The sequence below is a fragment of the Planctomycetota bacterium genome, assembly GCA_018242585.1.
Classification (GTDB): domain Bacteria; phylum Planctomycetota; class Planctomycetia; order Pirellulales; family PNKZ01; genus JAFEBQ01.
Map to the genome: position 1 here is coordinate 1 of JAFEBQ010000019.1, position 11,715 is coordinate 11,715.

The window sequence follows — 11,715 nt, forward strand, 5'->3', positions numbered from 1 at the left end:
GGGAGAAGGTGGTGAGCGCAGCGAACCGGATGAGGGTCGCGCGTCAATCGTGTGCGAGTCCCCCGGCGCAACGTGGACCCTCATCCGGCCTTCGGCCACCTTCTCCCGGAGGGAGAAGGGTTGCTGCGCGCTCGGTGATGGTTGAAACCTGTTGCTGTGCAATGTTATCACTGTCCAATGTCATGACACTTGTGAGCATCGCAACGACTACGTCACTTCCGCGTCGATCCATGCCAGGTACGCGGCGTAGCCGGCGGTGATGTCGTGGGCGGTGATCTGCGGAGTGTCGTAAGGGTGACGCTCGCGAATCGCTTGCTCGACGGCTGGGTAGGCGTCGCAACGAGTCTTCAACATCAACAGCCATTCCTGGGCGGTTTCGAGCTTGCCTTCCCAGCGATAAGCGCTGTCGATCGGCCCGATCATCTGGGCACAAGCCACCAGCCGCCGCTCGACCAATTCGGCCGACAGCCGCCGGGCGTCCTCTCGCGAGGGTAACGTGGTCGACACGGTGATGTAATTGCTCACGACGAGTCCCTTGTTTCAGATCACTACCCATCCCGCCAGCACGCAAAGTGTCAAATCGTCCGCGCCGGCGAGTTCACGAACCGTCATCTTAACTCAACCTCGCCAACGCCGCGTGCCTTTTCGCACGCCTGTAACCCGAACCGCGCGCTGGCTTGCGTGCCCGACAAGCATCCGGCTACGATTGCGATTGTTCCGGGGCGTTGCGACCGAAGGGCGCGAGCGCGCCCACTGATTTGTACGCAACCGAGGCGGCTCACCATGCATATCGAAACGGCGCTCGACATCGACGGACTGGCGGTCTCGAACATCCTGCGGAACCCCTCGCCGGCCAAGCTGTACGAAGAGGCGATCATCCATGATCGGGGAGTGATCACCTCGAACGGCGCGCTGTTGAGCATGTCGGGCAGCAAGACCGGCCGCAGCCCCAAGGACAAGCGGATTGTCGAACACCCGGACAGCAGCCGCGACATCTGGTGGGGTGACGTCAACATCCCACTCAGCGAGCAGAGCTTTGTCATCAACCGCCAGCGGGCGCTCGACTATCTGAACATCCGGCCGCGGATTTACGTGATCGACGGCTACGCCGGTTGGGATCCCAAGTATCGGCTCAAGATTCGCGTGGTCTGCGCGCGGCCCTATCACGCGCTGTTCATGCACAACATGCTGATTCGCCCCTCGGCCGCCGAGTTGGCCACGTTCGGCAAGCCCGACTACACGATCTACAACGCCGGCGAGTTTCCAGCCAACCTGTACACCAAGCAGATGACCTCCAAGACGAGCGTCGAGCTCAGCTTCGAGCATCGCGAGTTCGTGATCCTGGGCACCGAATACGCCGGCGAAATGAAGAAGGGCGTGTTCACCGTGATGAACTACCTGATGCCCAAGCGCGGCGTGTTGTCGATGCACTGCTCGGCCAACGAAGGAGCCAGCGGCGACGTGACTTTGTTCTTCGGGCTGTCGGGGACCGGCAAGACGACCCTCTCGGCCGACGTCCACCGCCAATTGATCGGCGACGACGAGCACTGCTGGAGCGACGAAGGGGTGTTCAACATCGAAGGGGGCTGCTACGCCAAGTGCGTCAATCTTTCGGCCGAGCGCGAGCCCGAGATCTTCCAGTCGATCCGCTTCGGCGCGATCCTGGAAAACACCATTTACGACGACGCCACGCGGCAGGTCGACTACACCAGCCAGTCGATCACCGAGAATACTCGTTGCAGCTATCCGATCGAGTTCATCCCGCGAGCCAAGGTTCCCTGCATGGGTGGGCACCCGCAGAACATCATCTTCCTGACGGCCGACGCCTTTGGCGTGCTGCCGCCGGTGGCCAAGCTGACGCCGGCCCAGGCGATGTACCACTTTATCAGCGGCTACACGGCCAAGGTGGCCGGCACCGAGGTCGGCGTGACCGAGCCGCAGGCCACGTTCTCGGCCTGTTTCGGCGCGGCGTTCATGGTCTGGCACCCGACCAAATACGCGTCGATGTTGGCCGAGCGGATGCGCGAACATTCGGCCTCGGCCTGGCTGGTGAACACCGGCTGGACCGGCGGCCCGTACAGCGTGGGCGCGCGGATGAAGCTGGCCTACACGCGGGCAATCATCGACGCCATCCACAACGGCACGTTGAACAGCGCGCCGACAATCGAGGATCCGGTGTTCGGCTTGCACATTCCGACCCAGTGCCCGAACGTGCCGAGCGAATGCCTGGTGCCGCGCGAATGCTGGCCCGACAAGACGGCCTACGATCACGCGGCGGCGCGGCTGGCCGGAATGTTCCAGAACAATTTCTCGAAGTACGCCGACGGCGCGCCGCAAGAGTTGCTGGCCGCCCAGCCCCGCGTGCGGTGAAGAGAGCAGAGGGAATGTTCGGTGCGCTAGCAACGCGTATGCAGGGTGCATATCGAGACGGGGCGGGCACTGCTCAAGGCTTCGCAGCAGGGGCCGCGCCTGCGGGTGGAGCGGCCGGCGCGATCATGCCGGCGGCTGGCTTGTCACCCGCCGCTTTATCTGCCGCCGCCTTGTCGGCGGCGGCTTTGTCAACCAGCGGCGGCGGAGCGGTGTCTTCGCGCTTGGGCGGCGCGCCGGTGTCGGCCAGCAAGAACGACGACCAGAAGAACGGATGATCCCCCTTGGGCGCGGTCGTCAGCCCGGCCGAGTTCAAGCGCGGCTCGGCCGTGGGATTCAACTCGCGCTCCGACACGACCAGCACCGCCCGCTGCCAGGCGTCGGCCGCGTAGGTGTGGGGCATTTCCTGCGTGAACTCGCGGACCAGGTCATAGCTGCTCTGACCGCCGGTGCGCCAGCGACTAATCAGCACGGTCCGCGCGCCGCAACCCATCAAGCTGGTAATGCCCAGGAACAATTCCTGGCCCGCGGCCGGCTTCTTCAGTGAATTCTCGGCCGGCGTGCGGAAGCCGGGCAGGATGACCAACTCGGGCGTCGACATCGGCACCGACATCCACGCGGCCAGTTGCGCGCCCGGCGAGCCTGCGTCCAACGGTATCGGCGCCCATTCGCGCGGGCTGCTCTCGTTGGGCAGAATCTCCGACAACACCACCAGCCGATCGAACAACCGGGCCAGCAGTCCGCTCGGCGCGTGCAAGTGCCCGTGGATCGACGTCGGGCTGACCAGCGCGCGCTCCATGTCTTCGTAAGCGCGCTGGGTGACGTCGGCGGCGTCTTGCGGATACATCTTGCCCAGCACCACGCCGGTCGTCCCCCCTTGCCGGTGCGGGCGCGTATCGCCGACGGCCAGCCCCACGGTCGGCGCATAGCGAATCTTCAGCTTGGTGATCAGCGGCGCTTGCTCGCTGCCGTCCATGTTGCTGACCAACAGCGACTCGAACGGCACGTACCAGAGCAAATTGTCCGGCACGATGATCAGCTCGGTGAAGGTGTAAGGGAGCACGACCTTCGAATCGCGCATCAGCGTGTCGAGCAGTTCCTTTGCCGGCTTCTTCCAGGCCGCTTCCTGCAAGTCCTGGCCGCGGAGCTGCTTGTTCTGTTCCCAATTGCCCATGCCACGCAGCAAGTCCTTGGTCAGCTTTTCGACGGCGCTGGGCGAGGCCAACAGCCAATAGCCGTACTTGTCGTTGGTCATCAAAAAGGCGTGCGTCTGCCGCGACGTCGAGTAGAACGACAACAGCGCCTGCCCCTGGGTGAGCAGCTTCTGCGTGTCCTTGTAGTTGCGCATTGGCGGGAAGACAATGTTCGCCGGCTCGCGCCGCAGCGCGATCTCGCGGAGGATGACCTCCTGGGCCTGCGACGTGCTGGCCAGCTCGGCGAGTTTGGCGGCTTGCTGCTTGGCGGCCGGCGCTTCGGTAAAGAACAGTTGTCCAGCCCGCAGTTCGGCCAGCAGCTTGCGCGACTTGTCTTGCAGTTCCTTGTAGCGCGGATACTTGGTCAACAGATCTTGCCGCTGCAACGTCGTCGTCTGATCGAGCGCTTCGGCCGGCCCTTCGAGCAGCCAGCGCAAGTTCATCAGCCGGCCGCCGAAATCCATCTGGCTGAGGAAACGATGCCGCCGCGTCAGATCCGAGATTTCGAGCGCCCGTTCGTATTCCTTCCGCTTGATGGCCGCCTCGAACCAGTTTTCATAGCTGGCTTCGTGCGGCACGCCCATCACCGATAGCGACTCCATCGGTTCGGTCAGCCAGTCGGCCGGCTTCGGATCGCGCAGCAAGATGTCATAGAGATCGATCGCCACGCGGTCGGTGATCGCGGCATTCTTGTACAGCGAATCGACCACCGATATCTGGTACAGCCACAACGAACCGCTGCGCTGGAACGCCAGGAACGCTTGCAGCGGTGTTTCGACGCCAGTGGGGTTGCCGCTTTCATACAGCGCCGTCGCGTGCAGGTAATTGACCCGCGCGCCGACCCGGGCGATGTTCATATCGCTGCGGATCATGGCGGCTCGGGCCTTGGACACAAAGTCGAGGGCGGCCTTAGGCTGGCCCAGCGCAATCGCGTTCTCGGCGCTAAGTGCCAACAGCGACGCATAGACATGCGCGTAACCTTGCCGGCGGGCCCACTCGGCGGCCGGCAGCAGTAGAGGATACTCCCCTTTGCGGTTGGCCATCAGATGGGTCATCAGGCCGTAACGGAACGACTCTTCCAGGACGTCGAGTCGTCCGTAGTTGACGGCCGAATACGAGGTCTCGCGGTACAACTTCTCGGCGGCTGGATAGTCGCCAGCAATCAAGGCAATCCGGGCCAACTCAACCAGCGCGATCGGCGTCAGCGGGTGGTCGTACTGGCCGTTGGCCAGCATGCCCCGTTCGAGCGCCGTCTTGGCCTGGGCCTCTTTGCCGGCGGCCGAGAAGGCCAGGCCCAGCATCACGTCGATGTAGCATTCGGACCAGTGGTTCGGCTGCCCCGGCCGGCGCTGCAACGCCGACAACACCTGTTCGGTCAGCGGGTCGTGCGGGCAGCTTGGCCCCATGATCTCGCGCCGGCGGCGAATCGCCTGGGCCGTGCAGCGGACGATCTCTTGCACGTTGATCGGCATTAGCACCGGATTCTGGACCACGCCGCCGCCGCGCTGCAAGACCGAGGCCGCCGACGTCAGCGAGCCTTGCTGGATCATCGTGTTGGCCGGAATGTTGGCGATCGTCACCGGTCGCTCGGTGCGCCCCCAGGGGACGGTCGCCTGGGCGGTGACTGACGCCGAGGCGGTGAGTTCGGCCGGGAACTGGACATTGATCATCCAGCTTGAGTGCTGCACGAACAGGTTCAACGCGGCGATGTATTGCTCGTTGGCGTTGGCGAATTGCCCCAACTGATAAAACGCGTCGCCGGCCATCGTGTGGTAACAGATCGAATCGATCCAGCGCTGCGTCCCCGCCTTGATCGCGCCCGATTGCGCGCTGACCAGAAAGTCGCGCGCGGCGGCGCGGAACTGGCCGTCGTGGAACTCTTCGATCGAGGCGAAATAGGCCACGCTGGGGACGGGCTGGTTCTGGGCCCGGGACGTGGCGGCGAACGCGCCCAGCGCGAACGCCAGCGCCCACAGCGCGGCCGGGATGAACCGCGCGTGTGCCGTACATGAAGTCCGTCGTGGCCGCTCAGCTATCAGTCGAACGTGCGTGCTCGTCATCGGTTCCCCTGCGATAGCAATTCCCGGCCGAGCAATTGCTTGCGGTGACCACACCTGCCAGCTTTCCGAGGCAAGTTCCAGCATAGCGGGGAGCAAACCAACAGGCAAAAACCAGGGATTGAATGTCGCTTTTTTCACCTCATCCGCAGCCCGTTCGCGCGAAACCGGCCCGCACGCCCCGTCGGACGCCAAACCAGGAAAACTGCGCGACCCAGGCACCCGCTAGCACCCCGCGTGCTGGGAAACTTTTCCGATTTTACTCAAAGTTAGGCCAGACTTTGTCCGATATCTGAGTACCAATGATGCCGGATAGGCAGAGGATTCCGGCGGTGCTGGCTTAGTAGCAGTGTGGCGGCGAAACCATTAGGGAAGGATCCCGGAAATGACGACTCGATTGACTCCCCGTTCGTGGCCGCTTGGTCTGGCAGCCTTGGTGTTGCTGGCCAGCAGCGTGGGTTGCCAATCCGACTTTAATGGTCAAACGCTCCCCAGCGCCTGGTGGCAGACGGACGACGTCCAGTACTTCCCGCCAGGGGCCGAGTTCAAGCTCGCTCGCGAAGCCGCCGCCATGCAGGCCGCCAAGCGCGACGCCCTGACACCGAACCGCGGCTTGCCAGGCGTGGCGCCGGGCCCCGCGCCGCTGGTTGCTCCGCAAGGAGCCGTGCCAGCGCCGGCGGGCGCTCCCGCGCCGTTGGGCGCGCCAGCGGGCGCCGCGCCAGGGGCCGCACCCATGGGCGAACCGGGCGCCGCTCCGGCCGCGCCAGCCAACCCGTTCGGCGCGCCGTAATCTAACCTTCGATCATCGGTTCAATCGTCAACCGCCTCGGGCAACGTCGGAACAGTGCGGAACAATGCGATGGAACCGTTTGAATTGCCCTCGCAACTTCAGCACATCCTCAGCGACGTGCTGATTTGGATCGGGTTTGGCACCGTCGTCGGCTTGGTGGCCAAGGCGATCATGCCAGGACGCGACCCCGGCGGCGCGATCGCCACCTTGATGATGGGCATCGGCGGCAGCGTGATCGGCTCGGGCCTGCTGTCGTATTGCTGGAACGGACACCGTGTCACGCCGATCAGCCCGATCGGTTTCGTGGTGGCCACGGCCGGCGCGTTCGTGCTGCTGTTCTTCTATCGACTGCTCAGCGGCCGGTTCCAACTCGAAGCGGGCGACAACGTCCGCGGCACGGAACCTTACTATCGCCGCTACGGCCGCCGCCGCGCCGACTACGCGCGACGGTACGATGACTAAGTAGCCTGAGTCGACGGGGCGATCGACACTCATTCACGGTTCGGGCGCCATGCTCAAACTCCTTGTTTGATCATGTGAAGCGCCAGGTCGACATGCTCACGGCTTAAGGGCTTGGGCATGGCCCTCTTTTACACTTTGTCAGTCTGCCGCGCGGCTGCCTGAGCTGACTTGCGTTGCAACTGCTGCTTGCGAATCAGGGCCGCCTCGTCGGCGATATTGAGCAGCGACAAGCGCGTGGCGCGGAACAACGCCCCGCTTCCCAATACCAGGCCGGTCACGCCCAGGAACCCGAGCAGCAAGCCCAGCCCCGCCAGGGCCCAAAACCAGACAGCGTCCTGATAATTGACCAAAGCCGCGCCCAGCAGCGTCACCAGCGTGGCGGCGGCAAACGCCCCCAGCGCCAGGTAGACGTCGCGCAAGGCCCGCAGCAGCAGGCCTCCCTGAATCTCGACGCGATTGACCTGATCGATCAGCAAGGCCGTTTGCTCTTCGGAAAGATTCGGCGACTCGGCCTTGGCGAATAGTTCCTGCATCCGATCGCGGGTGCGGAGCATTCGGTTGGTGGTGCTCAAGGCCAGCACGCTCGACGCATTGGTCAACAGCGCCGGCGCGGCAATGAAGGTCAACACGGCAAACGGACTTTGCGACACCGAGATTGCATCCATCGCACGCGCCTGTTGCTTGTCAGCAGGGAACCGATCACGACGATACTTTAGCGGATGGCTAGCGTTTGGGAGAAGGCTTCCATCGGAAGGACAAACGCGATTTGAACCGCAAAGACGCAAAGGGCGCAAAGGCGGACAGAAAGGAATTGAAGCGCAGTGCATAGACCTCGAACTGATTTTAATTCCTCAGCTGCTCTCTGCGCCCTCCGCGATTAGCCGTCTTTGCCTTTTCTTTGCGCCCTTTGCGTCTTTGCGGTAAAAACTTCCGTCACGCCGCCGTGCTGAGCCTGGCGATGATCCCCCATGCCCCGGACACCCTGTTCTTGGTACATTATCCGCATCCATGCAACCATCCTGCTGGCCCCGAGTCGATCGCCCGATGACGTTCACTTCTGGTTCCCACTGGGATGCCGCCTCCGTCGAGCGGCGCATTGACGAGTGGGCCAACAGCTTGACTCACGGCGTCGGCTTTGTCGCCAGCGTCATCGGTGCCGTCGCCCTGATGTCTCAAGCGTCGCTGACCGGCGGCACGGCGCGGCTGATCGGCTGTGCCATTTACGTCACGACGTTGGTGGCCGTGTACGCCGCGTCGACATTGTCCCATGTGTTCGCCCAGCGCCGCTGGCGTCGGCTGTTCCGCACGCTGGACCAAGCGTTCATTTATCTGTTGATCGCCGGCTCGTACACGCCGCTGGCCTTGCTGTGGTTGCACGGCGGCTGGCTCACCGCGTTGTGCGTCGCCATTTGGATCATCGCGCTGTTCGGGTTTTTCTCCAAGCTGATCCTGCAACATCGCATCGAAGGGGTCAGCCTGACCTTATATGGCGTGTTGGGCTGGCTGCCGGCGGCGGCCGTACCGGCCGCGTGGCTGGCGATTCCCCACGGCGTCCTTTGGCTGTTTTTCGCCGGCGGGCTGTTCTATACACTCGGCATGGCATTCCTGATCTTCGATCAGCGCGTCCGCTACTTTCACGCCGCCTGGCATGTGATGGTCATGGCCGGCAGCGTCTGCCACTACGTCGCGATCTTTTGGTACGTCGCCAGGCCCGCGGATTGAAGACTTGCGCAGCGCGATTGCAGATGTGGTCTCCATCGCGCGAGCCGGCGTACTACCCTTCTCCCTCGGGGAGAAGGTGGTGAGCGCAGCGAACCGGATGAGGGTCCCGCGTCAGTCTGGTGCGATCTTGGGCAATGTTGACCCTCATCCGGCCTTCGGCCACCTTCTCCCGGCGGGAGAAGGGTTACTTCACGCTGAAGTGAATAGGCCTCGTGTTCTGATCATTCACACCTGCTCTCGTTTCCGTGAGTTTTTGCTTGCCTGGCGCAGGTGGGCTTGAAAGTATAGGCAACGCGGCTAAGCTCGCGCTGTCCGCGCCCCGGCGCTGCGGTAAGCGACACATGGAATAGTAATTGGCTCAGCGCATAGCCCTTCTCCCTCGGGGGGCTTTGCATAACAACCCCCGTTTGCCCACAAACGAACCCGCCTGCATAAGTACCGGCGGCCGCGCGGCTTGTTTAGTAGATACTAAGCAACGCCATTTCACGTGCACCTTCTGGGAATAGGATGATCCGAGCTTGGAAGGCTTGGCTCATCCCTAGTTGGCTGTAAGAGCAGCCAACACACCAGAACAGGAGGTGTTCAGTGCGGTTAATTTACTGCGCGTTATTACGCACGCGAGCGGCGGTACAGGTTTAATGTCGGCGGTTGCCCGCCAACCGCCCGGCAATAAACGGGAGTCTACCCGCCTATTTGCTTTTTGCAACTCCGTTATGGCTTGTACCTAACAAGTTGCAACAAAACCATCCGCGCCCAAGTCGATGTATTGAGCACCTTGCTGTTGGCCGCTTGGTCCAACGCTTTGCGTTCTCCATCGGTTAGCCGGATGCGCAACACGTTGGTGCGGTTTTCATCTTTGGGTTTCTTTGGTCGTGCCATGCCCCACATTGTAGCCACAAAAATAATTGCCGCAAGCTCCTGGGAATGAGGCTACGTTGTAGCTACAGTAACTCACGTTACGAATACACGTAGTTACGCAAGGGGTTTACGCCAATGGACGCCCGGGAACAACGCGGTTTAGTGATTGCCGCCCTCTGCAAGATCGACCGTAAAGGCGGCATCTTTTTAGTACCAAGCCAAAGCGGCAAGGGGCGGTATACGGTCTGCCCCGACCCCGCCAGCCCGCATTGCAGTTGCCCGGACCACGAGGCAACCGGTCAACGCTGTAAGCACATTTTTGCCGTCGAGTTCAGTATGAAGCGGGAGCAAAACAACGACGGCACGGTAACCGTTACCGAACAAGTCACCATTACCAAACGGCAGACCTACCCGCAGCAATGGGAGGCGTACAACGCGGCCCAAACGCATGAGAAGGAAAAGTTCTTGGACCTGCTGCGGGGGCTGTGCGATGGCGTTAGCGCGCCCCGTACCGGCCCCAAGGGCGGCCACCCCCGCTTGCCGTTGGGGGATGCCGTATTTGCCGCCTGCTATAAGGTCTACAGCACGGTATCCGGCCGGCGGTTTATGTCCGACCTGCGGGCCGCGCAGGCCGCCGGCTACCTTATGCGGTTGCCGCATTTCAATTCCATCTTTAAGGCGTTGGAAAACCCCGCCCTGACGCCGGTCTTGCGGGCCATGATTGCCGAAAGCAGCTTGCCCCTAAAAACGGTTGAGCGGGACTTTGCCTGCGACTCATCGGGCTTTACTACGTCGCGGTTTATCCGCTGGTACGACCACAAATACGGGCAAGTCCGGCAACAGCACGAATGGGTCAAGGTCCATCTAATGTGCGGCGTCAAAACCAACATCGTTACCGCCGTTGAGATCCGGGATAAGCAAGCGCAGGACGCTCCTTTGATGCCGGCATTGGTAGACGCGACCGCCCGGCATTTTACGTTGCGGGAAGTAACGGGCGACAAAGCCTACGCCAGCTACAAGAACTACGATGCCATTGAGGCGCATGGCGCAACACCCTTCATTCCCTTCAAGGAAACCATCCACACCGGCAAACGGGGCGGCTTGTGGACCAAGATGTACCACTACTTCCAATACCGCCGGGAAGAGTTCCTGGAGCATTACCACAAGCGCAGCAACGCCGAGTCGACGTTCAGCATGATTAAGGCCAAGTTCCGCGACCATGTCCGCAGCAAAACCGATACGGCGATGGTTAATGAGGTGTTGTGCAAAATCCTTTGCCACAACATTTGCTGCCTGATCCAAGAAAGCCATGAGCTGGGGATCAGCCCGGTGTTTTGGGACACCCCGGCCCCGGCCTGCTGCTAGGTTGCCGGCCGCCGCCCGGCGGCATTAAACTAGGGGCCGCTAAACGTACTTTGCCCGGAGGCCTTTGTCCGCAATTTGACACAATTTGAATGACGCGCGTGCGTCAAGTTTACCGCTTCCCAACGAACGACCAACCTGGGCCATAACAGCCCTTGTACGCAGAAGCAGGTACTTGGACCGCGCCCCCGCAAGGGGGCGTCGGCCGGTATCGTTCTGCGTGCCCCTTGGTCGGGGTGTTGGGAGCGGTCACGGTTCGGCGCTCCTTTTTTTATTGGGGTTTAACCAAATGGTTAAGGCGTTGTTTTTGGCGGCGGTGGGGTTGTTGGCGTTAACAGGTTGCGGCAACAAAGAGGCGTTGCGGGCGACGCAGGCCGAGTACGACCAAGCGGTTGATGACTTGGCGCAGATGGAAGCGGAGGCCAAGAAAATGCAGGGGGTGCTGGATATGATCCAGCGCGTTGCCGATGCCAAGGCGGCGGCCATGACCAAGGAGGAGCGGCTAAAGTACCTCAAAGGGCAGCTTAACGGCGAGAAAGACCCGCGGGTTGCATCCGGCGAGGAAACGCTTGCCCAAATGCAAACGCGCATTGCCGAGCAGCGGGCTTTAATACGCGAGTTGGAGAAGCGGCTCAACCAGCTAAAAATATAGCCCGGCAGGCGGCTATTGGGTTGATAGAATGCGGCCCCCAAACCTTCAGGAGGCTGCGATATGACAGCGGCAGAACTGGCCAAGCTACAAAAGCAACTTACGAAATTGGCCAAGCGAGAAGACGATGCCGGGACACTCGCTAGAGCAATCCAGCATCTAGCAGACTGCGCGAATGTGCAGGCCATGCGGACAACAAAGCTCGAAAAGGATTTCCAAAGCCTGCGGCGGGCGCTACTTTCCGGCTAGGCATTG

General features: G+C 61.9%; 10 protein-coding genes. 7 read left to right on the forward strand and 3 right to left on the reverse strand.

Annotated elements, in window-relative coordinates; genetic code table 11:
• Window positions 1-207: 207 nt before the first annotated feature.
• A complete protein-coding gene (locus JSS27_09805; protein MBS0209237.1) occupies window positions 208-525 on the reverse strand; it encodes a divalent-cation tolerance protein CutA in 318 nt (105 codons plus the stop codon).
• 258 nt (window positions 526-783) lie between these two features.
• On the opposite strand from JSS27_09805, the gene pckA reads away from it, so the two are divergent.
• Window positions 784-2,370 carry a phosphoenolpyruvate carboxykinase (ATP) gene (pckA, locus tag JSS27_09810; GenBank protein MBS0209238.1) on the forward strand — a complete coding sequence of 529 codons (1,587 nt, stop codon included), beginning with the start codon at window positions 784-786 and terminating at the stop codon, window positions 2,368-2,370.
• 73 nt (window positions 2,371-2,443) lie between these two features.
• Here pckA and JSS27_09815 read toward each other — a convergent pair whose 3' ends face one another.
• Window positions 2,444-5,620 (reverse strand): CHAT domain-containing protein, encoded by a 3,177-nt coding sequence (locus JSS27_09815; protein MBS0209239.1) that lies wholly within the window; start codon window positions 5,618-5,620, stop codon window positions 2,444-2,446.
• A gap of 382 nt (window positions 5,621-6,002) precedes the next feature.
• On the opposite strand from JSS27_09815, the gene JSS27_09820 reads away from it, so the two are divergent.
• Window positions 6,003-6,407 (forward strand): hypothetical protein, encoded by a 405-nt coding sequence (locus JSS27_09820; protein ID MBS0209240.1) that lies wholly within the window; start codon window positions 6,003-6,005, stop codon window positions 6,405-6,407.
• Between the two features lie 69 nt (window positions 6,408-6,476).
• Window positions 6,477-6,869: a GlsB/YeaQ/YmgE family stress response membrane protein gene (locus JSS27_09825; protein MBS0209241.1), complete on the forward strand. Its 393-nt coding sequence runs from the start codon at window positions 6,477-6,479 to the stop codon at window positions 6,867-6,869.
• Between the two features lie 128 nt (window positions 6,870-6,997).
• Here JSS27_09825 and JSS27_09830 read toward each other — a convergent pair whose 3' ends face one another.
• On the reverse strand, window positions 6,998-7,534 hold the full coding sequence (locus tag JSS27_09830) for a DUF2721 domain-containing protein (protein MBS0209242.1): 537 nt from the start codon (window positions 7,532-7,534) through the stop codon (window positions 6,998-7,000).
• A gap of 379 nt (window positions 7,535-7,913) precedes the next feature.
• On the opposite strand from JSS27_09830, the gene JSS27_09835 reads away from it, so the two are divergent.
• The 4 genes from JSS27_09835 to JSS27_09850 all read left to right on the forward strand — a co-directional run bounded on the left by JSS27_09835 (window position 7,914) and on the right by JSS27_09850 (window position 11,709).
• The gene (locus JSS27_09835) at window positions 7,914-8,591 is read left to right on the forward strand and encodes a hemolysin III family protein (protein MBS0209243.1); all 678 of its coding nucleotides are present in this window, start codon (window positions 7,914-7,916) and stop codon (window positions 8,589-8,591) included.
• Between the two features lie 993 nt (window positions 8,592-9,584).
• Window positions 9,585-10,814, forward strand: coding sequence for a transposase (locus tag JSS27_09840; GenBank protein ID MBS0209244.1), 1,230 nt, complete (start codon window positions 9,585-9,587; stop codon window positions 10,812-10,814).
• A gap of 286 nt (window positions 10,815-11,100) precedes the next feature.
• A complete protein-coding gene (locus tag JSS27_09845; protein MBS0209245.1) occupies window positions 11,101-11,463 on the forward strand; it encodes a hypothetical protein in 363 nt (120 codons plus the stop codon).
• Window positions 11,464-11,523: 60 nt separating this feature from the next.
• Window positions 11,524-11,709 carry a hypothetical protein gene (locus JSS27_09850; GenBank protein MBS0209246.1) on the forward strand — a complete coding sequence of 62 codons (186 nt, stop codon included), beginning with the start codon at window positions 11,524-11,526 and terminating at the stop codon, window positions 11,707-11,709.
• Window positions 11,710-11,715 lie beyond the last annotated feature (6 nt).

Excerpts from the sequence above, each read along its gene's own strand:
- JSS27_09820 (MBS0209240.1), top strand. The coding sequence starts at position 6,003 with ATGACGACTCGATTGACTCCCCGTTCGTGGCCGCTTGGTCTGGCAGCC.
- JSS27_09835 (MBS0209243.1), top strand. The coding sequence starts at position 7,914 with ATGACGTTCACTTCTGGTTCCCACTGGGATGCCGCCTCCGTCGAGCGG.
- pckA (MBS0209238.1), top strand. The coding sequence starts at position 784 with ATGCATATCGAAACGGCGCTCGACATCGACGGACTGGCGGTCTCGAAC.
- JSS27_09830 (MBS0209242.1), bottom strand. The coding sequence starts at position 7,534 with ATGGATGCAATCTCGGTGTCGCAAAGTCCGTTTGCCGTGTTGACCTTC.
- JSS27_09825 (MBS0209241.1), top strand. The coding sequence starts at position 6,477 with ATGGAACCGTTTGAATTGCCCTCGCAACTTCAGCACATCCTCAGCGAC.
- JSS27_09840 (MBS0209244.1), top strand. The coding sequence starts at position 9,585 with ATGGACGCCCGGGAACAACGCGGTTTAGTGATTGCCGCCCTCTGCAAG.
- JSS27_09815 (MBS0209239.1), bottom strand. The coding sequence starts at position 5,620 with ATGACGAGCACGCACGTTCGACTGATAGCTGAGCGGCCACGACGGACT.
- JSS27_09845 (MBS0209245.1), top strand. The coding sequence starts at position 11,101 with ATGGTTAAGGCGTTGTTTTTGGCGGCGGTGGGGTTGTTGGCGTTAACA.
- JSS27_09850 (MBS0209246.1), top strand. The coding sequence starts at position 11,524 with ATGACAGCGGCAGAACTGGCCAAGCTACAAAAGCAACTTACGAAATTG.